Genomic DNA, 20,397 nt, shown 5'->3' with positions numbered 1-20,397 from the left:
TGCGCGGAGCTCGACGGATGCCCCCTCCTCGCACCCCCGAGGATGCGCCACGACGGCCGCGACACGCGGGTGACCGCGGGTCCGTCTCGGCGGAGTTGGCGCTGGCCCTGCCCGCGGTCGTGCTCGCGTTTCTGCTCGGCGCGGGTGCACTCGGTGCGGCATCCCGCCAGGTGGCGCTTCAAGATGCCTCGGCCGATGCGGCGCGTCTTCTCGGACGCGGCGAAGGGCAGGATGCGGCGGAGCGCGTGGTGCACGCGGCGGTCTCCGGAGCAGGCATGTCCTCCTCGCTCTCCGGCGACCTCGTGTGCGTCACCGCTTCGGTCGACGCCTCCATCGGGTCACTGATCCGCATGCCGCTTCAGGCCACGAGCTGCGCGCTCGACGGGGGCCTCTGATGGCGGGCTCCGCTCTCGCGTCCGGAGTTCTCGCCGTCGCCGCTGCCCTGTCCCTCGGGCTCGCTGCCGTCGGCGGCGCGGCGGTGACGGCGCAGCGCACGGCGGGGGCGGCCGACGCCGCCGCGCTCGCCGCAGCAGACGCCGCGAGCGGCGCCGTGCCCACCGGGGAGCAGCCGTGTGAACTCGCCGCGAGGGTCGCGCAGGCGGCGGGGGCCACCCTCACGGGGTGCGTTCTCGAGGGCTTCGTGGCGACCGTGGAGGTGCAAGCGGCGTACGCTGGACTCGCAGCCGTCTCCCGAGCCCGTGCCGGGCCACCCGAGGGATAGCGACGGCAGCGCGACCTCGCTCACTGTGAACGACCCCACACAGTGGTGTGTATGGTGTGCTTCGAAGAAAGGACGCACCCTTGGCTGAAGGCAAGAAGCTCGTCATCGTCGAGTCCCCGACGAAGATGCGGTCTATTCAGGGATACCTCGGCGACGGCTACGAGGTGCTCAGCTCCGTCGGCCACATCCGCGACCTCGCTGACAAGAAGGACATCCCGGCCGCTGACAAGCAGGCCTATGGGAAGTACTCCATCGACATCGACAACGGATTCGACCCGTACTACGTCGTCTCCGATCGGAAGACCAAGACGGTCGCCGAACTCAAGCGTGCGCTGAAGAATGCCGACGAGCTCCTGCTCGCCACTGATGAGGACCGCGAGGGTGAGGCGATCGCCTGGCACCTGCTCGAGACCCTCAAGCCCAAGGTTCCCGTCAAGCGCATGGTCTTCCACGAGATCACCAAGGACGCGATCCAGGCTGCGGTCGGCAACACCCGCGAACTCGACCACGACCTCGTCGACGCGCAGGAGACCCGCCGCATCCTCGACCGCCTGTACGGCTGGGACGTCTCGCCCGTGCTCTGGTACAAGGTCAAGACCGGAATTTCGGCCGGACGCGTGCAGTCCGCGGCCACCCGTCTGATCGTCGATCGAGAGCGCGAGCGCATGGCGTTCACCTCCGCCGAGTACTGGGACGTCGATGCCGCGGCTTCGGCGACGGGCACCTCGTTCAAGATCCGTCTCGTCCGCGTCGACGGTGGCCAGCTCGCGCGGGGCACCGACTTCGATGACGACGGCAAGCTCAAGAAGGCCGTCGTCATCCTCGACGAGGCGGCCGCAACCGCTCTCGCCCAGGCGGTCGATGCCGTGGGCACCGGAAGCGTGACGAAGGTCGAGGCCAAGCCGGGAACGCGCAGCCCCTACGCGCCGTTCACGACCTCCACGATGCAGCAGGAGGCCGGGCGCAAGCTCTCGATGGGAGCCAAGCAGGCGATGGGTGTCGCCCAGCGTCTGTACGAGAAGGGCTACATCACCTATATGCGTACCGACTCCACGTCGCTGAGCACCCAGGCGGTGCAGGCGGCGCGGAGCCAGGCGGTGGCACTCTACGGCGACGCCGCGGTGCCGCTGAAGCCGCGGGTGTACAAGTCCAAGAGCAAGAACGCGCAGGAGGCCCACGAGGCCATCCGCCCCTCCGGTGACAACTTCCGCACGCCGGCCTCGCTGTCCTCCGAGCTCGATCGCGACGAGCAGCGCCTCTACGACCTCATCTGGAAGCGCACCGTCGCCAGCCAGATGTCGGACGCCAAGTACGAGACCACGACCGTCACGATCGCCGTCGACGCCGCCGGGAAGAAGGCCGAGTTCACGGCCTCCGGAACCGTCTACACCTTCAAGGGCTTCCTGGAGGCGTACGAGGAGGGCCGCGACGAGAAGCGCGGTGACGCGGACGCTGCGGAGAACCAGTCGCTGCCGGCTGTCGCGGTCGGCGATCAGCTCGCCGTGTCCGACGCCGAGGCCAAGGGGCACCGCACCACGCCGAAGCCCCGTTACACCGAGGCCTCGCTCGTGAAGGTTCTCGAGGAGAAGGGCATCGGTCGTCCTTCGACGTTCGCCTCGATCCCCGAGACGATCCTCGACCGTGGATACGCGGTCAAGCGCGGCCAGGCCCTCGTGCCGACGTGGCTCGCGTTCAGCGTCGTGCGTCTGCTCGAAGAGCACTTCGCCGACCTCGTCGACTACGACTTCACGGCTGCGCTCGAAGACGACCTCGACACGATCGCCCGCGGCGAGCAGAACCGGGTCGAGTGGCTCAAATCCTTCTACTTCGGCTCCGACAACCACGTGGGTCTGCGCCAGGTCGTCGACAACCTCGGCGAGATCGACGCTCGTGCGCTGAACTCCACGCGCATCACCGACACGGCCACGCTTCGCTTCGGCAAGTACGGCCCGTATCTCGAGGTGGCCGACCCCGCGAACCCCGAGGCCAAGCCGCGCATCGTCAACGTGCCGGAAGACCTCGCACCCGACGAGCTGACCGCCCAGAAGGCTCAGGAGCTCATCGACGCTCCCGTCGCCGGCGACCGCGTGCTCGGGGAGAACCCCGACAACGGCAAGATCATCGTGGTGAAGGACGGCCGGTTCGGGCCGTACGTGCAGGAGAACGACCCTGTGTCGGAAGACGCCGCGGTCGACGAGACCACCGGCGAGGTCGTCGAGGCCCCCAAGCCCAAGCGCGGCGCGAAGAAGGAAGCAGCGCCCAAGCCGCGCACGGCCTCGCTCTTCCGCTCGATGTCGGTCGACGAGATCGATCTCGACACCGCGCTGCGTCTGCTGAGCCTCCCGCGCGTCGTGGGCGTCGACCCGGAGTCGGGCGATGAGATCACGGCGCAGAACGGCCGGTTCGGGCCCTACCTGAAGAAGGGTGCGGATTCACGGTCGCTCGAATCGGAGTCGCAGATCTTCGATGTGACGCTCGACCAGGCGCTCGAGATCTACGCGCAGCCGAAGTACGGCGCGGGTCGCCGGGCATCGAGCGCGCTCGCTGAGTTCGAAGCCGATCCCGTCAGCGGGAAGCCGATCCGCGTCCGCGACGGACGTTTCGGCGCGTATGTGACCGACGGTGAGACGAACGTGACGATCCCGCGGGGTCAGACCGTCGAGGACATCACCTTCGAGGTCGCGGTGCAGATGCTCGCCGACAAGCGTGCCAAGGGTCCGGCCACCAAGCGCGGAGCGAAGAAGGCTCCTGCGAAGAAGCCGGCCGCGAAGAAGGCTCCTGCCGCCAAGAAGCCGGCCGCGAAGAAGCCTGCCGCCAAGAAGGCGCCCGCGAAGAAGACCACAGCTGCCACGTCCGCTGCCCGGTCGGCTGCTGCGAAGAAGGCGGCAGCCACGCGCGCCGCCAACGCTGCGGCGAAGGCGGCGGAGAAGGCGGACTCGTGACCTCAGGTCGCGGGGTGTGGATCACGCTCGAGGGCGGTGACGGCTCGGGCAAGACCACGCAGTCGAACCTGCTCGCGCAGTGGCTCGAAGACACCGGGCGTACCGTCGTCCGCACCCGCGAACCCGGCGGTTCCGAGGTCGGGCAGCTCATCCGCGACATCGTCCTGCACCATCGCGGCGACATCGCGCCGCGCGCGGAGGCGCTGCTGTACGCCGCGGATCGGGCGCACCATGTCGCGACCGTCGTGCGACCGGCGCTCCGTCGTGGCGAGATCGTGCTGCAGGATCGCTACCTCGATTCGTCCGTGGCCTACCAGGGCGCCGGACGGGTTCTCGACGCGACCGAGATCCGAGATCTGTCGCTCTGGGCGGCGGAGGACGCGCTCCCGGACCTGACGATCCTGCTCGATCTCGACCCCGCCGAGGCCCGCACCCGTCTGGACTCCGCCGACAAGCCCTTCGACCGGCTCGAGGCCGAGCAGGCGGAGTTCCATGGCCGTGTCCGCGATGCCTTCCTCGATCTCGCGGCGGCCGAGCCGGACAGGTTCCTCGTCCTCGACGCGGCAGCGGCGCCGGAGGTCATCGCCGAGCGGATCAGGACCAGAGTCGCAGCGCTGCTCGACTGATCCGGCTCGACCGAGCGAGGAAGCGATCCTCCGTGCCGTGAGCGTCGGTGGTCGCGATTAGGCTGAGAGCATGCCCCAGACCGTTCCCGCCCCGTTTCCCTGGGCGGATGTGTGGGGGCAGGACGCCGCCGTCGACACGCTCCGCGCCGCGGCATCCGATCCGTCTGCCCTCTCGCACGCCTGGTTGATCACGGGCCCGCCGGGCTCGGGACGCTCCACCCTCGCGTACGCCTTCGCCGCCGCGTTGATCGCCGACCGGCCCGATGACGAGAATGTCATGCGCCAGGTGCTCGCCGGCACGCACCCCGATGTCACGGCGTTGCGCACCGACAAGGTCATCATCACCATCGCCGAGGCGCGCGGTCTCGTCGAACGCTCCTACTTCGCACCGTCTGCGGGGCGCTATCGGGTCATCGTCGTCGAAGACGCCGATCGCATGGTCGAGCGCACCTCCAACGTGCTCCTGAAAGCGCTCGAAGAGCCGCCGGAGCAGACGGTGTGGATCCTGTGCGCGCCCAGCGAGGCCGACCTGCTGCCCACGATCCGATCCCGCGTGCGCTCGCTGCGGTTGCGGGAACCCGACGTCGCCGATGTCGCCCGGCTCATCAGTCTGCGCACCGGCGTCGACGAGGTCGTCGCAGAACAGGCGGCGCGGCACGCGCAGCGTCACATCGGCATGGCCCAGCGACTCGCCACCGACGATGCGGCTCGGCGTCGCCGAGACGAGACTCTTCGTTCCGTCCTCGGTGTCAGGGGAGTGGGCGATGCGGTCGAGGTCGCCGGTCGCATCATCCAGGCCGCCACGGAGGACGCGAAGGCGCTCACCGCCGAGCGCGACGCCCAGGAGCGGGCGTCGCTGCTGCGCACGATCGGCATCGCCGAGGGGCAGGCGGTCCCGCCGGCCCTGCGCACGCAGCTCTCCGCGCTCGAAGACGATCAGAAGAAGCGGGCGACGCGCAGCCTGCGCGACGGGATCGACCGCGTGCTCACCGATCTGCAGTCGCTGTTCCGCGACGTCGTGATGCTGCAGTTCGGCCGTGGTGACGATCTCATCAACAGTGAGCTTCGCACCGAGCTGACCGACCTCGCATCCGCCTGGTCCGAGACCCGTACGCTTGTCGTACTTGACCACCTTGCCGACACGCGGCAGTCGTTGGAGCGCAACGTCGCCCCTCTGCTCGCCCTGGAGAGCTTGCTCGTGACCATCACGAGCGGGAGGAAACCGTGAACAATCGATCGACTTCCCGCTTGCGTCGAGCCGCCGCGATCATCGCAGGGCTGGCCGCTGCGTCCGTCGCGCTCTCGGGCTGTCTGTACGCGATGATCCCCGAGCAGTCCTCGCGGCCGTCGACGACCAGCGCCCCCGATACCGAGGGCGTCGCCGAAGACCTGCTGCCTTTCTACTCGCAGGAGCTGACGTGGACGGAGTGCGGTGTCGGCTTCGACTGCACCGATGTCACGGCGCCTCTCGACTGGGAAGACCCGGGCAAGGGCGAGATCACCCTTTCGGTGGTTCGGCACCGCGCCGAGGGCACCCCCGTCGGCTCGCTGCTGACGAACCCGGGTGGCCCCGGGGCGAGCGGTGTCGACCTGATCCTCAACAGCCTCGACTACGCCGTCGGTGCCGACCTCATCGAGAACTTCGACGTCATCGGGTTCGACCCGCGCGGGGTCGGGGCGTCGACCGCGGTGACCTGCTACGACGCCCCGCAGATGGACGAGTACCTGTACGGCATCCCCGCTGCGGCCCGTGGCACGGCGGAGTGGGAGGCTGAGCTGCTCGATTCGCACAAGGCCTTCGCCGAGGCGTGCGACGCGAACAGCGGCGGCATCCTGCCCTACATCACCACGGTCAACGCCGCCCGCGACATGGATCTGATCCGCGCGGTGCTGGGCGACAAGCAGCTGAACTACCTCGGCTACTCGTACGGCACGTTCCTGGGGGCGACCTACGCGAAGCTGTACCCCGAGAAGGCCGGTCGTCTGGTGCTCGACGGCGCCATCGATCCCGCCGTTCCGGGGCTCGAGGTCGGAGCGACACAGGCGCTCGGGTTCGAATCCGCGTTGCGCGCCTACATGCAGGACTGCCTCGACTCGGGGGAGTGCCCGTTCAACGGCACCGTCGATGAGGCGATGACCGATCTGGGAGCGCTGCTCGCGAGCGTCGACAGCACACCGCTCAAGAGTGGAGACGGCCGCATGCTGGGCGCGGACTCCCTGATGACCGCCATCATCGCGGCGCTCTACTCGCAGGACAGCTGGGGCTACCTCACGCAGGCGCTCGATGAGGCGCTGCAGGGCGAGCCGACATCGGCGCTGTTCCTCGCCGACTTCTACAACGGACGCGAGAACGGAACTTACACCGACAACTCCGCCGAAGCGTTCCGTGCCTACAACTGCATGGACTACCCGGTGGAAGACGATCCCGCAGCAGAGGCAGCGATCGACGCGAAGATCGCTCAGGGCGCACCGACGATCGCGCCGTACTGGACCGGCCCCGACTCCTGCTCGGTCTGGCCGTACCCCCCTACGGGCACGCGTGGCGAGATCAAGGCCGAAGGTGCGGGCCCCATCCTCGTGATCGGCACCACGAACGACCCGGCTACCCCGTACGAGTGGTCCGAGTCACTCGCGAACCAGCTCGAAGAGGGTGTTCTGATCACGCGCGTCGGCGAAGGGCACACCGGGTACAACAAGGGCAACGCCTGCGTCGACGACGCGGTCGAGGCTTTCCTGCTCGATGATGTCGTGCCCGAAGACGGCCTCCGCTGCGAGTGATGCGGCCTCGATTCGCGAGAGAGCGCGAGACAGGGTAATATCGGTGATCGCGCCGCTCACGCGTCGCACGCCGCTTTAGCTCAGTCGGCAGAGCATTTCACTCGTAATGAAAAGGTCGTCAGTTCGATTCTGACAAGCGGCTCCGAAGGCCCCGTGATGCGAAGAACATCACGGGGCCTTTCCCGTTCCTCACGGCGTACTCTCGAAGCATGAGCAGAGCGCTTCTCATCGTCGACGTCCAGAACGACTTCACCGAAGACGGGGCACTCGCCGTCGAGGGAGGCGATGCGGTCGCCGCGGCCGTCACCGTCTTTCTCACCGCCCACGCCGGCGACTACGACGTGATCATCGCCTCGCGCGACTGGCACGACGCCGACGGTGACAACGGAGGGCACTTCGCGCCGACTCCCGACTACGTCGACTCGTGGCCCGTGCACTGCGTCGCGGGAACCGAGGGGGCCGAGTACGACCCGCTTCTGGCGACCGATGCCGTCACCCACCATGTCCGCAAGGGGCAGGGGAAGCCGGCGTACTCGATGTTCGAGGGTCGGACGGAGGCGGGGGAGACGGTGGGCGCGATCCTGACCGCGGCGGGCGCGCTCACGGCCGATGTGGTGGGCATCGCGACCGACCACTGCGTGCGGGCGACAGCCCTCGACGCCATCGCGCACGGCGTTCGCGTCCGCATCTTCACCGACCTCGTCGCCGGAGTCGCACCCGCGCCCAGCGAGGCCGCACTCGCCGAGCTCGTGCACGCGGGAGCGGAACTGGCCGAGAGCCCCAAGGCGTGAGTCGGAGCGTCCTGCTCCTGCGGGCCGTGAACGTCAGTGGCCGCAACAGCGTTCCGATGGCGCGTCTCCGCGAAGTGCTCGCCGCCGAGACCGACCTGGCCGACGTCTCCACCTACATCGCCAGCGGCAACATCCTCTGCCGCACGCCACTGGATCCCGATGCCGCGTGCGACGCTGTGCGCGCGGCCATCCGGGTCGAGTTCGGGGTGGACACCCCCGTCATCCACCGCACGCACGCGCAGTTGGTGTCCTCGGAATCCGCGCAGCCGTTCCCCGAGGGCGACGTGAAGTTCGTGCATGCGATGTTCCTCCAGGGCTCGCCGTCGGAGGGTGCGATCGAAGCGTTGGAGCAGCGCCTCCTTCCGGCGGAGCGGATCGCGCTGGTCGGTGACGACGTGTGGATCGACTACGGCGAGGGCGGCATGCACTCCACCCGACTCACGAAGGCGGTGCTGGATCGGGCGCTCGGCGTCGCGGGGACGGCACGCAACCTGCGGACGACGCGGACGCTCATCGAGCTGACGGCGTGATTCCGCCCAGATCTGTACTCATCGCTGCCGGTGGCGTGTGCGGGTGGGCTTGCAGGTCGACCCGGCGGGTGTCGCAGGCCGAGCACCGCACATAGAGCACGATGCCCTCGCTCGTCGGATGACGTGACTCCACGAGCCAGGCATGCTCGTGCGCCGGCGCAGCGGGGTGGACGCGGGGGATCGGAAGCGTGTTCAGCGAGGTCATGCATCCAGCGTGATGTAATGGTCTTATGCATCTCAACCCTTACGGCGAGTATGCCGTGCTGTTGGCCGCGTCACTGGCCAACGACTGGCCGGTGGATCGAGCAGGGATCGAGGCGCGCACACTCGAACTGGGCATGACGCAGACCTTCCCGCCCGCCGCGGATGACCATGAGCGGGTCAGGGTGGTCATCGACGAATGGCTCTCGATCGTCGATGAACCCGACCCCGACGCGCGAGCGGCCCTCCTCAACGCACAACTCGCCGCCGCAGCCGCCTACCCGCGCCTGACGAACCACGACGACGAAGGATGGCACCTGCACTACCGCGACGACGTGCCGTCGATGCCCTACGTGCTCCGGGCGGTCATCAGCCTGGGTACCTCGCTGCATCTGGTCACCCGGGGGATGAGCCGGCTGAGTCGTTGCCAGGCCGCGCCCTGCACGAGAGTCGTCGCGGACGTGACCCGCAACGGCCGCCAGCGCTTCTGCTCCGTGCGTTGCGCCAACCGTGCGGCGGTGCGCAGACACCGCGCCCGGATCTGACAGACGGCGAATCGAGACTTTCGGCCACACCATGCGCGAGGCTTCCGTGCCACGATGGCCGAGAGACGATGAGGAGACGACGTGTCTGATGTGATCGTGAATGTCGACAACTTCGCCCGTGCTGAGACGGACGTGATGATCGATCGGATTCTGCAACAGGCCGGGGCCGTGAACGCGATCTACCACGATCGGCAGTTGGCACCGCTCGACAGGCAGCCCGTGATCCGACAGAACCGCGACACGCTCTACTCGGTCACGATCGTCGACATCTCTCACGGAGCGACGTTCACGCTTCCGCCGTTCGGCGACCGATACGTCTCGGTCATGATCATCAACCAGGACCACTACATCAACCGGGTGCTGCACGAGCCGGGAACATACGATCTCACGGTCGACGAGTTCGGTTCCGACTACGTGGTGGTAGCCGCCCGCGTGCTGTTCGATCCGACTGATCCCGACGACCTCGATGCCGTCCACCGCATCCAGGACGGCATGCGTGTGGATGCGGGCTCTGCCACCCCGTTCGCACCGTCGGCGTTCGACCCGGTGACCCATAAGGTCACCCGTGATCATCTCCTGGCGCTCGCGGAGGGTCTTCCCGGATTCTCGCGGAGCTTCGGGAGCGTCGAGCAGGTGGACCCCGTGCATCACCTGCTGGGAACCGCTGCCGGCTGGGGCGGGCTCCCCGACGATGAGGCGCAGTACGTCGCACTGTTCCCCGGGCTCGAGCCCGGGCGCTACCGGCTCACGCTCCGCGACGTGCCGGCGGATGCGTTCTACTCGGTCAGCGTGTACAACGGCGACGGATACTTCGAGCCGAGCGCTTCCGGCATCACGAACGTCAACGACGTGTTCGGCGTCAAGAACGACGACGGATCCATGACGGTGTGGCTCGGCGACTTCGACGACGATCGCCCCAACCGGATACCGACGCCCGAGGGATGGAACCTGTTGATCCGCCTCTACCGTCCACGGCTGGCCGAGGTGGCGGGCTGGACCGTTCCCTCGGTCGAGCCCGCCGACTGAAGCACGGTCAGGCGGTCTGCCCGGCGTGCTTCCCCTCGCCGATCTCCTCGACGAGCTTCGCGTTGAACGCCGGTAGATCGTCGGGCGTGCGGCTGGAGACGAGGCCTTCATCGACCACGACCTCTTCGTCGACCCACGTCGCGCCCGCGTTGCGCAGGTCGGTGGTCAGGCTCGGGTAGCTGGTGAGCGTGCGCCCGTCGACGACACCGGCCTCGATGAGGATCCAGGCGCCGTGGCAGATCACGCCGACCGGCTTGTGCTGCTCGAAGAAGGCCCTGGCCAGATCGACGGAGGCCTTGTCCATGCGCAGATGGTCCGCGTTGACGACGCCGCCGGGCAGAACAAGCGCGTCGAACTGATCCGCAGTGGTCGCCGACGCGTGCAGATCCACGGCCTGTTCATGTCCGTTCTTGCCGGTGATGGCTGCACCGTCCGGGGCGATCATGGTCGCGCTCGCGCCTTCCGCCGTCACCGCATCCCAGGGACTCGTGAGCTCGCTGTCCTCGAATCCGTCGGTCGCGAGGAATGCCACGCGGCTGCCGCTGAGAGTCATCGTTCGTCCTTTCCTGGAGAATCGTCCGCCGTTCGGGGGACGACTCCACGATCCCCTGCAGCGGAAGAGGAGGGAAGGGGGTGGCCGCGCAGGCGAGCCGGTGATACAGGTGAGCGGGAGAAGCGGCGGCCCGCGGAGCGCTCCGCTCGGATCGAGGAGCCTCGGCAGTACGATCCAGACATGCGCGTTCGTCCTGCACTCGTCCTCCTCTCGGCGCTCGTCCTGCTCGCGGGGTGCGCTCCCGAGCCGGCGGCGAGCCCCTCGCCCTCCGCCTCCACGACGTCTTCGCCGACCCCCACGCCGTCTCCCTCGGCGTCCGAGACCGCGGAACCGCCGGCGGCGGGGACGGAATTCACTCCCTCGGTGCTCGTGCAGCTCTGCACCGAGAGGACTCGCGCCCTGGCCCCGAACGCGACGTACTTCGGCGACATGGCGACCACCGAACGGCTCGAACCGTCATCGCTCTGGTTCGTGGTCATCCCCAAGACGCTCGACGGTGCGGACAGCGTCGCGGTATGCGGCATCGGCGGCACCCAGGAGGCGCCGGTGTTCGCCCTCGAAGGGGAGACCCTCCCGGATGGAGTGGCCGACATCCGCGAAGAACTGCTGACCGGAGCGCCCGGCGGCGAGTCCTGAGACGGCTGCCGAGAGGCGAACTGCGGCGGAGAGAGCATCCGCGCGTCTTCGACGTCACCGTAGAGTGATCCTGTCGGTGGGGTGACCTGACCGAACAAGAATGAGGGGGCCACGTGGTTGAGGGGATCGAATCGTTCTTCACCGTGATCGCGGTGGGCTTCGAGGTGCTCGGTGCACTCGCGATGGTCGTAGGGTTCATCATCGCCGTGGTGCTCGCCGTCCGTTCGCTGCGACGGTCGGGCGACGGTCACGCCGCCTATCTGCTCCTGCGCAACACGCTCGGCGCCGCTATCCTGCTCGGCCTCGAAGTCTTGGTCGCTGCCGACCTCATCCGCACCATCACGTCGAAGCCGTCGATCGAGGACGCCGTGATCCTCGGCCTCATCGTGCTGATCCGGACGGTGCTCTCGATGTCGATCCAGATCGAGATCGAGGGTGTCGCGCCCTGGCGTCGAGCCCTCCTGACCAGTGGCGGCCAGCTGATCGCGGAGAACGTCCGCCGAGACCGTGCCGCGGAGGCGACGGCCGTTGCACCCGAAAAGCCGACACCCTGAGCGACCTGCGCGCGGATGTGCCGTCCTCCTCGGCGGAGGCGTGGACGCCCGGGGCTACTGACGGCTCGTGCGGATACCCGAGAAATTCGTCATCTGGGTGGGCCCCGTGGGGCTCGAACCCACGACCCGCGGATTAAAAGTCCGATGCTCTGCCAACTGAGCTAGAGGCCCCTCATCAAAGTCTAGTGCGCACGACGAGGGGCCGTCGGCGACACAGCACCACCGACGGCCCCTTTCCTTCCCGGGTCTCTCCTCCAGAACCCGAGAAGGGCGTGTGCCGGGCGTCCTCCCACCCGGCTGTCCCTGGCTTAGGAAGCCGGGGGCATCAGAACCGTGTCGATCAGGTACACGGTCGCGTTCGCGGTCTGCACTCCACCGCAGATGACGCTGGCGCCGTTGACCTTCAGGTCATCGCCGCTGCCGGTCACCTCGAGGTCGGCGCCCTGCACGGTCGTGTGCATGCCGTCGATGTCAGCCGGCTCGATCTGTCCGGGGACCACGTGGTACGTCAGGATCGAGCTCAGCGTGGCGCTGTCGGTCTTGAGGGCCTCGATCGTGGCGGGGTCGATCTTCGCGAAGGCGTCATCCACCGGTGCGAAGACGGTGAACTCGCCACCGTTCAGGGTGTCGACGAGGTCGACGTCGGGGTTGAGCTGTCCGCTCACCGCAGCGACCAGCGTGGTCAGCAGCGGGTTGTTCGAAGCCGCGACCGCAACCGGGTCCTGCGACATTCCCTCGACCGAGCCTGCGCCGTCCGGCACGGCGTCGGCGTATGCCGCGCAGCCGGGGCCGACCAGGTTGGCCGCCGGGTCCATCTCCATCGGCGTCGACTCCGACGTCTCCGGTGCCGTCGGCTCGGACGATTCCGTGGTGCTGCCGCTGCCCATGGAACAGGCGGAGAGCAGGAACGCGCTCGCCAGGCCGAGGGTGATCGCTGCGGTGACCTTCTTCTTGGTGCTGAACATGTCGAGCTCCTTCAGAACTGAGCCACGGCCTCTCCGTGGCGTCGAGGGCTGTTCGGAGCCCGCTCGCGATCGGATGGGACGAATCTGAGAAATCTTCGAAACCGCCTCCACGACCGCGCAGGAGCGGACATTTCCGCGATCTCTTTTCCTTCACATTCGGGCGACGTCTGCACGTGATCGGGGAGGAGATACGGCATGCTTATGGAGATGGTCATCGATGGGTTCGACGTTCCCGAGGACGGAGCGACGCAGGATGCTGTCGCCGACCTCATCGTCCGCGTCGCCTCCGGTGATCAGGCTGCCTTCGCGACTCTCTATGACATGCTCTCCTCCCGCGTGTTCGGCCTCATCCTCCGCGTGCTGATCAACCGCGCGCAGAGCGAGGAGGTGCTCCAGGAAGTCTTTCTGGAGATCTGGCAATCCGCTTCCCGCTTCGCTCCGAACAGAGGTCAGGGACGAGCGTGGATCATGACGATCGCTCATCGCCGGGCCGTCGATCGGGTGCGAGCTTCGCAGTCGAGCGCCGACCGAGACGTACGAGCAGGATTCAAGGACATCGGCGTCGCGCACGACAGTGTCGCGGAGCAGGTCGAATTGGGGATCGAGGGAGGAAAGGTCGTCGAAGCGCTGTCGGGTCTTCCGGAAGCGCAACGCGAAGCGCTCGTCCTCGCGTACTACGGCGGTTACAGTCAGAACGAGATCGCGGCCCTCGTGGGAGCGCCGCTGGGGACTATCAAGACACGGATGCGAGACGGGCTCACTCGTCTGCGCACGGCGATGGGGGTGACGGCATGAACGAGAAGGACTTCGCGGAACTCGCGGCAGGTGCCGCGCTGCACTCGCTCGACGCAGAAGACGAGCGACGCTATCGCGCTGCCCTCACTGAGCACCCGGAATGGGAGGACACTGTGGATGCGGACACCGCCACCGCTGCGTCGCTCGCAGACCCGGTCGAGCCTGTCACCCCGCCCTCGCACATCCGCACCGCTCTGCTCGCGCGGATCGCGGACATGCCGCAGGACGATGGATCGCGAACGGATCCGGACCCCTCCTCGGCGAACGCCGAGAGCACAGCCGACTCGTACGGCGCCGGCGCCGGTGCCGAGCCCGCGATCTCACCGAAGCCGAAGCAGCGCCGCTGGACGCGGAGCGTGTTCGCCCTGGCCGCATGCCTCGCCGTGCTCGTGGGCGTCGGAATCGGTGCGGTCGCTCTCAATCAGCAGCTGAACCCGCCCGCGAGCGTGGTCGCTCTGCAGGAGATCGAAGCCGCCGGAGATGCCCAGCAGGCGACCGTCGAGCTCGACGACGGCGGCAGTGCCACAGCGCACTGGTCGGCGTCCGCCGGCAAGGCGGTGCTGGTGGCCGACGGCCTGCCGAGCCCGGGTGACGGACAGACCTACGAACTGTGGTTCGTGCGCGGCGACGGCCCCGTCGCCGCCGGCGTCTTCGACGTCGACGGTGGGGAAGCCACAGCCCTGCTCACGGGGGACATGCAGGCAGGCGATGCGATCGCCGTGACCGTCGAGCAGGCCGGCGGCTCGCCGTCCGGTCAGCCGACCACCGACCCGGTGATCGTGATCCCGACGGCGTGAGCCGCACTGATCGCGCGTACCCTGGAGGGATGCCCGAGCAGTACCACCGCCCTGTGCGCCGCCCCACGAGTGCCTTCGACAACATCGTCGGCGCGCACGATCCCGCCGAGGAGACGCGCGTCGCGCATGCCACGGCATCCGCTCTGCTGACCCGCGTCCGCGCAGATGAGAGTGGGGTGAGTGCGGAACGTCTCGTGGCCTTCACCGCCGAGCACGGGATCGACGAGATCGCCGAACTGTGGTCGAAGGCGCCGTCGCGCACGCTGCCCGGCGCACTCTGGCGCCTCTACGTCCTGCAGCTCGCGATCCACGGCGACCCGCAGACCGCCGCACTCCTCTACGACCGGGGGCGCGTCGAACTGCCGTCGGCGGATGCGGTCATCGCGGGGGCGCCCGTGCCGGCGAGTCCGGACGAGCTGGTCGCACTGATCGACACGATCCTGCGGGGCGCGTTCCGCGGCGACTTCGCCGTCGCGCTCGACCGCGCCGCGGCATTCTGCCGCGTGCAGGCCTCGGGGGCGACCCATGCCGCCGACGATTACGAGCCGACCGAGCCGGCTCGGGCCAGCGAGCTGACCACACGCGCGCTGCGGCTGAGCAGCTACGGTCAGGATCTGGCCGCGGCCGCTGTGCTGTGGCGGATGGATGCTCTCGCCTGAGGCGACGGAGAGACTGCCCGGACATGAAAAGACCGGGCCGCAAGAACGCCTCTCGGCGGAAGGCCGCTCAAAGCGGCAAAAATTGGAGCCCGGGGTTATGCGGCCCGGCCATTCAATTGTAACGCGATGAGGCGGTGGGTATTCCCGCCATCTAGGCTCGGATCATGACAGGGCGCTTTGCACTCATGATCGATCCCGTCGCCGCCGACGTACAGCGCGGCGACTTCGCCGACACCTTCACGCAGGTCGACGCTGCAGCCCCCGCGCTCAGTGTCGGGGAGCTGAGCACACAGCGCGGTGACGGCGTGTTCGAGTCGATCGGCGTGGTCGACGGGCATGCCCAGGAGGTCGTGCCCCACCTGGAACGCCTCGCGCATTCGGCTCGACTGTGCGACCTTCCCGTGCCGAACCTCGCGCAGTGGCGCCAGGCCATCGACCACGCGGCCGTGCAGCTGGGTGCGGGCGAGTCGGTCATCAAGCTCATCCTCAGCCGTGGGGTGGAGCACGGCCCCACGCCGACCGCGTGGGTGACCGCGGCCCCGGCTGCCGACTTCTCGGCCGTGCGCGAGAGAGGCGTACGCGTCGTCACGCTCGACCGCGGGTACGACCTGGGTGCGGCGGAACGGGCCCCGTGGCTGTTGCTGGGCGCGAAGACGCTGTCGTACGCCGTGAACATGGCCGCCCTGCGTGAGGCGCACCGACGCGGCGCCGACGATGCGATCTTCCTCTCGAGCGACGGGTTCGTGCTGGAGGCTCCGACCGCCTCTCTGATCCTCCGCTTCGATGACCGGTTCGTGACCCCGGCTCCGAACGGCGGCATCCTGCACGGCACGACGCAGCTCAGCGTCTACGAGTATCTCGCCGCCCAGGGGTTCGACGTCGGCTACGACCGCATCCCGGCGACCGACCTCCCCCAAGCGGATGCCGCGTGGCTGGTGTCGAGCGTGCGTCTCGCCGCCGCGATCACGGCCGTCGACGATGTCGCACTTCCGTTCGACCACACGCTGACCGCCGACCTGAACCGCTACCTGCTCTCGCCCCGCGACTGATCCCTCGAGGCGCCGGCGCGCGAAGACGCGCCGCAACGTGAAGAGGGCCCGGGAACCGAAGTTCCTGGGCCCTCTTCACGTGTTTGCTCAGCTCACCCGAAGCGGCCGGAGACGTAGTCCTCTGTGGCCTGCACGGAGGGAGTGGTGAAGATCGACGTGGTGTCGTCGTACTCGATCAGCTTCCCGGGCTTGCCGGTGCCGGCGATGTTGAAGAACGCGGTCTTGTCGGACACGCGGCTCGCCTGCTGCATGTTGTGCGTCACGATCACGATCGTGAACTCGTTCTTGAGCTCCCCGATCAGCTCCTCGATCGCATAGGTCGAGATGGGGTCGAGAGCCGAGCACGGCTCGTCCATCAGCAGCACCTGGGGCGACACGGCGATCGCACGGGCGATGCACAGACGCTGCTGCTGACCGCCCGAGAGGCCGGATCCGGGCTTGTCGAGGCGGTCCTTGACCTCGTTCCACAGGTTCGCGCCCGTGAGCGACTTCTCGACGAGGGCGTCCTGGTCGCTCTTCGACATGCGGCTGTTGTTGAGCTTCACACCGGCGAGGACGTTCTCCTTGATCGACATCGTGGGGAACGGGTTCGGACGCTGGAAGACCATGCCCACCTGGCGGCGGACGAGCACCGGATCGATGCCGGGGCCGTAGAGGTCCTTGCCGTCGAGCAGCACCTCGCCCTCGACGCGGGCGCCGGGGATGACCTCGTGCATGCGGTTGAGGGTGCGCAGGAACGTGGACTTGCCGCAGCCGGAGGGGCCGATGAACGCGGTGACGCTGCGCGGCTGGATGTCGAGGGACACGCCCTCCACGGCGAGGAAGTCGCCGTAGTAGACGTTCAGGTCGTTGACTTCAATGCTCTTGGACACTGCAGTTCCTTGCTTGTCGGGTCGAGGCTCAGCGGCCGGTCTTGGGTGCGAAGATCTTCGCGACGAGCCGCGCGATCAGGTTGAGCAGCATGACGATGATGATGAGCGTCAGGGCGGCGGCCCAGGCCCGTTCCACGTATGCCTCAGCGGGGATGCCCTGGTACGCGTACTGCGAGTACGTGAACACCGGGAGCGTCTGCATGCGTCCGCTGAACAGGTTGTAGTTCATGGCATCGGTGAATCCGGCCGTGAGCAGCAGCGGCGCGGTCTCGCCGATCACGCGGGAGATGGCGAGCATCACACCCGTCGTGATGCCGGCGATCGAGGTCGGAAGGACCACCTTGACGATGGTGAGCCACTTCGGCACGCCGAGAGCGTACGACGCCTCGCGCAGCTCGTTCGGCACCAGCCGCAGCATCTCCTCGGTGGAGCGCACGACGACCGGGATCATGAGCACGGCCAGGGCGACCGAGCCCGCGATGCCCATGCGCACACCGGGACCGAAGATCAGGGCGAAGACCGCGTAGGCGAACAGACCCGCGACGATCGAGGGGATGCCGGTCATGACGTCGACGAGGAACGTGATGGTGCGCGCCATGCGCCCGCCCTTGCCGTACTCGACCAGGTAGACGGCCGTCATCAGACCGATCGGGATCGAGATGACCGCCGCGGCGAGAGTGACCAGGAGCGTGCCGATGACGGCGTGCAGGGCGCCGCCGCCCTCGCCGAGCACTCCGCGCATCGATGACGAGAAGAAGAGCCCGTCGAAGCGGGCGACTCCGTTGGCGACCACGGTGATCGCGACCGACACCAGCGGCACCATCGCGATCGCGAACGCCGAGGTGACGACGCCGGTGATGAGGCGGTCCAGCGCCTTCCGCGAGCCTTCGATGATGCGCGACATCACGTAGATGAGCACCAGGTAGATGACCGCCCCGAGCACGACGGAGCCGGCGACGTTGAGGTCGGATCCGCTGGCGACTGCTTCGAGCGCGAAGGGCGTGAAGCCGATGAGGAGCGAGAGGGCGAGGAGGGCCCAGGGCGACCAGCGGGGGAGGTGGCCCGAGCTGAGCGAGAGTTGGGAAGGAGCCGCGCTCGCCGTGCGAGCCGATTCAGGGGCGGTAACGGTCATGTCAGTTCGCTCCCGAGAATTCCTTGCGGCGGTTCACGAACCAGCGTGCGAGAGCGTTCACCGCGAACGTCACGACGAACAGGATCAGACCGGTCGCGATGAGGATGTTGATGTTGACCTGGTACGCCTCGGGGAACGTCAGCGCGATGTTGGCTGCGATCGTGGAGGGGTTCGTGGAGGTGAGCAGTTCGAACGTGACGGCCTTGCTCACCGAGAGCACCATCGCGACGGCCATGGTCTCACCGAGCGCACGGCCGAGGCCGAGCATGGAGGCGGAGACGATGCCGGAGCGGCCGAAGGGCAGCACGGCCATGCGCACCATCTCCCACCGGGTGGCGCCGAGGGCGAGAGCGGCTTCCTCATGCAGTCGTGGCGTCTGCAGGAAGATCTCGCGGCAGATGGCCGTGATGATCGGGACGACCATGACCGCCAGCACCATGGCTGCGGTGAGGATCGTGCGGCCGGTGGGGGAGACGACGCCGCTGAAGAGCGGGATCCAGGAGGCGTTCGTGTTCAGCCAGACGTAGATGGGCTGCACGGCCGGGGCCAGGACGAGGATGCCCCAGAGGCCGAAGACGACCGAGGGGACGGCGGCGAGCAGGTCGACCACGTAGCCCAGGCCCTGAGCGAGTCGTCGCGGGGCGTAGTGCGTGATGAAGAGGGCGACGCCGAGGGAGAGCGGCACGGCCAGCAGGAGGGCCAGGAAGGCCGCCCAGACGGTGCCGAACAGGAGCGGACCGACGTAGTCCCAGAAATTCGTCTTGAGGAGTGAGGCGTCCTCAGCGGTCGCGGTGAAGGCCGGGATCGACTGAACGATGAGGAAGATCGCGACCGCGGCCAGCGTGATCATGATCATGGACCCGGCGGCGACCGCCGTTCCGGAGAACCAGAGGTCACCGGCGCGCTTCTTCGCGACGATGCGCGTCGACGCCGGCGAGGTCGTGGCTGTCATGGGAGCTGCTTCCTGCTCAGTGGAGATCGGGTGTCTGACGCGAGCAGACGGTCTCCGGGATGCCGTGAGGCATCCCGGAGACCGTCATTCACTCACTTGATGAGGTCGATCGCAGCCTGGGCCTGCGTGCGCAGGTCGTCCGAGATCGGGGCGCTGCCCGCGTTGGTCGCGGCGGCGTCCTGGCCCTCGGCGCTGATCGCGGTGGTGAAGAACGCCTTGGTCAGTGCGGCGACGTTCTCGTCCTCGTACTCGGCGCAGCCGATGAGGTAGCTGACGAGGAGCACGGGGTAGGCGCCGTCAGCGGTGGTGGTGCGGTCGATCGCGAAGGCGAGGTCGCCGTCGGTGCGGCCTTCCTCGATCTTCGATGCGTCGAGCGTCGCGGCGGCGCCTTCGGCCGAGTGCGGCACGAACTTGTCGCCGACCTTCACGTTGACGGCCGAGAAGTCGGCGGCCTGCGAGGAGTCGATGTAGCCGATGAGGCCCTGTCCGCCCTTGACGGCGTTGGCGACGCCCGAGGTCTTCTCGGCGGACTCGCCGGCGAGGTCGGCCGGCCACTCCTCGACGCTGCCTGCGGTCCACACATCGCCCGCGGTCTGTGCGAGGTAGTCGGTGAAGTTACCCGTCGTGCCCGACTTGTCGGAGCGGTGCACCGGCGTGATGGCGAGGTCGGGCAGCTTGGCGTCGGGGTTGTCCTCGGCGATCGCCGGGTCGTTCCAGTTGGTGATCTTGCCGGCGAAGATCGACGCGATCGTCTCGGGGGCGAGGTTCAGCTCGTCCACGCCGTCGAGCGAGAACACGATCGCGATCGGGGAGATGTAGGCCGGGATCTCGATGATGTCGGAGCCGTCGACGCACGCGCCGAAGCCGCCGGCCGAGATCTCGTCCGTCTTGAACGCACGGTCGGAACCGGCGAAGTTGACCGCACCCTGCTGGAAGGACTCGCGGCCACCGCCCGAGCCCTGCGGGTCGTACTCGACCTGGGCGTCGGGGTTGGTCTTCTGGAACTCGGCGGTCCACGCCTGGATGGCGACCTGCTGCGAGGAAGCGCCCGCGCCGACCAGGGAGCCGCTGACGGCGGAAGTGTTGGAGGTGGGCTCGTCGGTGGAGCCGGTGCCGCCTTCGTTCGCGGCGCAGCCGGCGAGGGCGAGAGCGGCGACGGCGCCGATGGCGCCGATTCGTGCGATTCGGGAGATCTTCACTGTGGATCCTTCGATCTGGAATGGGTGGGGCCCGGTGCAGGGCACACAGTGACGCTATGGGCGACGGTTAACGA

General features: G+C 68.0%; 22 protein-coding genes and 2 tRNA genes. 17 read left to right on the top strand and 7 right to left on the bottom strand.

Translation table 11 applies throughout. From position 1 onward, the window contains the following. Window positions 1-17 precede the first annotated feature (17 nt). The 11 genes from ASC55_RS07010 to ASC55_RS06960 all read left to right on the top strand — a co-directional run bounded on the left by ASC55_RS07010 (window position 18) and on the right by ASC55_RS06960 (window position 10,160). On the top strand, window positions 18-395 hold the full coding sequence (locus ASC55_RS07010) for a TadE family type IV pilus minor pilin (RefSeq protein ID WP_055873947.1): 378 nt from the start codon (window positions 18-20) through the stop codon (window positions 393-395). Then, window positions 395-721 (top strand): hypothetical protein, encoded by a 327-nt coding sequence (locus ASC55_RS07005; RefSeq protein WP_017829063.1) that lies wholly within the window; start codon window positions 395-397, stop codon window positions 719-721. Before ASC55_RS07010 ends, ASC55_RS07005 begins: the two co-directional genes overlap by 1 nt. Before the next feature lie 80 nt (window positions 722-801). Beyond that, the gene (gene topA, locus ASC55_RS07000) at window positions 802-3,663 is read left to right on the top strand and encodes a type I DNA topoisomerase (RefSeq protein WP_055873944.1); all 2,862 of its coding nucleotides are present in this window, start codon (window positions 802-804) and stop codon (window positions 3,661-3,663) included. Beyond that, window positions 3,660-4,289 (top strand): dTMP kinase, encoded by a 630-nt coding sequence (gene tmk, locus ASC55_RS06995; protein WP_055873940.1) that lies wholly within the window; start codon window positions 3,660-3,662, stop codon window positions 4,287-4,289. Before topA ends, tmk begins: the two co-directional genes overlap by 4 nt. A 70-nt stretch (window positions 4,290-4,359) precedes the next feature. Next, window positions 4,360-5,517, top strand: coding sequence for a DNA polymerase III subunit delta' (locus ASC55_RS06990; protein ID WP_055873937.1), 1,158 nt, complete (start codon window positions 4,360-4,362; stop codon window positions 5,515-5,517). After that, window positions 5,514-7,067 carry an alpha/beta hydrolase gene (locus ASC55_RS06985; RefSeq protein WP_055873934.1) on the top strand — a complete coding sequence of 518 codons (1,554 nt, stop codon included), beginning with the start codon at window positions 5,514-5,516 and terminating at the stop codon, window positions 7,065-7,067. Before ASC55_RS06990 ends, ASC55_RS06985 begins: the two co-directional genes overlap by 4 nt. 69 nt (window positions 7,068-7,136) lie before the next feature. Further along, window positions 7,137-7,209: transfer RNA gene (locus ASC55_RS06980), tRNA-Thr, on the top strand. A 67-nt stretch (window positions 7,210-7,276) separates the two neighbouring features. Then, window positions 7,277-7,858, top strand: coding sequence for an isochorismatase family protein (locus ASC55_RS06975; protein ID WP_055875996.1), 582 nt, complete (start codon window positions 7,277-7,279; stop codon window positions 7,856-7,858). Further along, window positions 7,855-8,388, top strand: coding sequence for a DUF1697 domain-containing protein (locus ASC55_RS06970; RefSeq protein WP_055873931.1), 534 nt, complete (start codon window positions 7,855-7,857; stop codon window positions 8,386-8,388). The genes ASC55_RS06975 and ASC55_RS06970 overlap by 4 nt, the downstream gene beginning before the upstream one ends. Window positions 8,389-8,618: 230 nt before the next feature. Further along, window positions 8,619-9,134 (top strand): CGNR zinc finger domain-containing protein, encoded by a 516-nt coding sequence (locus tag ASC55_RS06965; protein ID WP_055865274.1) that lies wholly within the window; start codon window positions 8,619-8,621, stop codon window positions 9,132-9,134. A gap of 81 nt (window positions 9,135-9,215) precedes the next feature. Then, on the top strand, window positions 9,216-10,160 hold the full coding sequence (locus ASC55_RS06960) for a DUF1254 domain-containing protein (RefSeq protein ID WP_082524258.1): 945 nt from the start codon (window positions 9,216-9,218) through the stop codon (window positions 10,158-10,160). A 7-nt stretch (window positions 10,161-10,167) separates the two neighbouring features. Here the strand turns inward: ASC55_RS06960 and ASC55_RS06955 are convergent, their stop codons facing one another. Beyond that, the gene (locus ASC55_RS06955) at window positions 10,168-10,713 is read right to left on the bottom strand and encodes a type 1 glutamine amidotransferase domain-containing protein (protein ID WP_017828981.1); all 546 of its coding nucleotides are present in this window, start codon (window positions 10,711-10,713) and stop codon (window positions 10,168-10,170) included. Between the two features lie 180 nt (window positions 10,714-10,893). On the opposite strand from ASC55_RS06955, the gene ASC55_RS06950 reads away from it, so the two are divergent. Then, window positions 10,894-11,349, top strand: a complete 456-nt coding sequence (locus ASC55_RS06950; RefSeq protein WP_055865271.1) for a hypothetical protein — start codon at window positions 10,894-10,896, stop codon at window positions 11,347-11,349. A gap of 113 nt (window positions 11,350-11,462) precedes the next feature. Continuing rightward, entirely contained in the window at window positions 11,463-11,903 is a 441-nt protein-coding gene (locus tag ASC55_RS06945; RefSeq protein WP_017828979.1) for a DUF1622 domain-containing protein, read from the top strand. A gap of 98 nt (window positions 11,904-12,001) precedes the next feature. Here ASC55_RS06945 and ASC55_RS06940 read toward each other — a convergent pair. Then, a tRNA-Lys gene (locus ASC55_RS06940) sits at window positions 12,002-12,074 on the bottom strand. 137 nt (window positions 12,075-12,211) lie between these two features. Further along, window positions 12,212-12,868 carry a fasciclin domain-containing protein gene (locus ASC55_RS06935; RefSeq protein WP_017828978.1) on the bottom strand — a complete coding sequence of 219 codons (657 nt, stop codon included), beginning with the start codon at window positions 12,866-12,868 and terminating at the stop codon, window positions 12,212-12,214. A gap of 195 nt (window positions 12,869-13,063) precedes the next feature. On the opposite strand from ASC55_RS06935, the gene sigK reads away from it, so the two are divergent. From sigK to ASC55_RS06915, 4 genes are all read left to right on the top strand, one after another. Then, window positions 13,064-13,663, top strand: a complete 600-nt coding sequence (sigK, locus tag ASC55_RS06930; protein ID WP_031205569.1) for an ECF RNA polymerase sigma factor SigK — start codon at window positions 13,064-13,066, stop codon at window positions 13,661-13,663. Then, window positions 13,660-14,460: an anti-sigma factor gene (locus tag ASC55_RS06925; protein WP_055873930.1), complete on the top strand. Its 801-nt coding sequence runs from the start codon at window positions 13,660-13,662 to the stop codon at window positions 14,458-14,460. Before sigK ends, ASC55_RS06925 begins: the two co-directional genes overlap by 4 nt. 29 nt (window positions 14,461-14,489) lie before the next feature. Then, complete coding sequence (locus ASC55_RS06920) at window positions 14,490-15,119, top strand: hypothetical protein (RefSeq protein WP_055873927.1); 630 nt, start codon at window positions 14,490-14,492, stop codon at window positions 15,117-15,119. A 164-nt stretch (window positions 15,120-15,283) separates the two neighbouring features. Further along, window positions 15,284-16,168: an aminodeoxychorismate lyase gene (locus tag ASC55_RS06915; RefSeq protein WP_055873924.1), complete on the top strand. Its 885-nt coding sequence runs from the start codon at window positions 15,284-15,286 to the stop codon at window positions 16,166-16,168. A gap of 92 nt (window positions 16,169-16,260) precedes the next feature. On the opposite strand, the gene pstB is transcribed toward ASC55_RS06915, so the two are convergent. From pstB to pstS, 4 genes are all read right to left on the bottom strand, one after another. Further along, window positions 16,261-17,040: a phosphate ABC transporter ATP-binding protein PstB gene (gene pstB / locus ASC55_RS06910; protein WP_017828973.1), complete on the bottom strand. Its 780-nt coding sequence runs from the start codon at window positions 17,038-17,040 to the stop codon at window positions 16,261-16,263. A 28-nt stretch (window positions 17,041-17,068) separates the two neighbouring features. Continuing rightward, window positions 17,069-18,172, bottom strand: a complete 1,104-nt coding sequence (gene pstA, locus ASC55_RS06905) for a phosphate ABC transporter permease PstA (RefSeq protein WP_055873922.1) — start codon at window positions 18,170-18,172, stop codon at window positions 17,069-17,071. A 1-nt stretch (window position 18,173) separates the two neighbouring features. Continuing rightward, window positions 18,174-19,124, bottom strand: a complete 951-nt coding sequence (gene pstC, locus ASC55_RS06900; protein WP_055865259.1) for a phosphate ABC transporter permease subunit PstC — start codon at window positions 19,122-19,124, stop codon at window positions 18,174-18,176. 92 nt (window positions 19,125-19,216) lie between these two features. Next, a complete protein-coding gene (gene pstS / locus ASC55_RS06895) occupies window positions 19,217-20,323 on the bottom strand; it encodes a phosphate ABC transporter substrate-binding protein PstS (protein ID WP_017828970.1) in 1,107 nt (368 codons plus the stop codon). Between the last annotated feature and the right edge of the window lie 74 nt (window positions 20,324-20,397).

This window comes from Microbacterium sp. Root322, from assembly GCF_001425645.1.
Taxonomy (GTDB): Bacteria; Actinomycetota; Actinomycetes; order Actinomycetales; family Microbacteriaceae; genus Microbacterium; species Microbacterium maritypicum.
This window is presented reverse-complemented; position numbering and strand designations above follow the sequence as displayed.

Coding starts and splice junctions, on each gene's coding strand:
- ASC55_RS06975 (WP_055875996.1), top strand. CDS start 7,277: ATGAGCAGAGCGCTTCTCATCGTCGACGTCCAGAACGACTTCACCGAA.
- ASC55_RS06990 (WP_055873937.1), top strand. CDS start 4,360: ATGCCCCAGACCGTTCCCGCCCCGTTTCCCTGGGCGGATGTGTGGGGG.
- pstA (WP_055873922.1), bottom strand. CDS start 18,172: ATGACCGTTACCGCCCCTGAATCGGCTCGCACGGCGAGCGCGGCTCCT.
- ASC55_RS06950 (WP_055865271.1), top strand. CDS start 10,894: ATGCGCGTTCGTCCTGCACTCGTCCTCCTCTCGGCGCTCGTCCTGCTC.
- ASC55_RS06925 (WP_055873930.1), top strand. CDS start 13,660: ATGAACGAGAAGGACTTCGCGGAACTCGCGGCAGGTGCCGCGCTGCAC.
- ASC55_RS06920 (WP_055873927.1), top strand. CDS start 14,490: ATGCCCGAGCAGTACCACCGCCCTGTGCGCCGCCCCACGAGTGCCTTC.
- sigK (WP_031205569.1), top strand. CDS start 13,064: ATGCTTATGGAGATGGTCATCGATGGGTTCGACGTTCCCGAGGACGGA.
- ASC55_RS06935 (WP_017828978.1), bottom strand. CDS start 12,868: ATGTTCAGCACCAAGAAGAAGGTCACCGCAGCGATCACCCTCGGCCTG.
- ASC55_RS06965 (WP_055865274.1), top strand. CDS start 8,619: ATGCATCTCAACCCTTACGGCGAGTATGCCGTGCTGTTGGCCGCGTCA.
- pstC (WP_055865259.1), bottom strand. CDS start 19,124: ATGACAGCCACGACCTCGCCGGCGTCGACGCGCATCGTCGCGAAGAAG.
- ASC55_RS07010 (WP_055873947.1), top strand. CDS start 18: ATGCCCCCTCCTCGCACCCCCGAGGATGCGCCACGACGGCCGCGACAC.
- ASC55_RS07005 (WP_017829063.1), top strand. CDS start 395: ATGGCGGGCTCCGCTCTCGCGTCCGGAGTTCTCGCCGTCGCCGCTGCC.
- ASC55_RS06955 (WP_017828981.1), bottom strand. CDS start 10,713: ATGACTCTCAGCGGCAGCCGCGTGGCATTCCTCGCGACCGACGGATTC.
- ASC55_RS06915 (WP_055873924.1), top strand. CDS start 15,284: ATGACAGGGCGCTTTGCACTCATGATCGATCCCGTCGCCGCCGACGTA.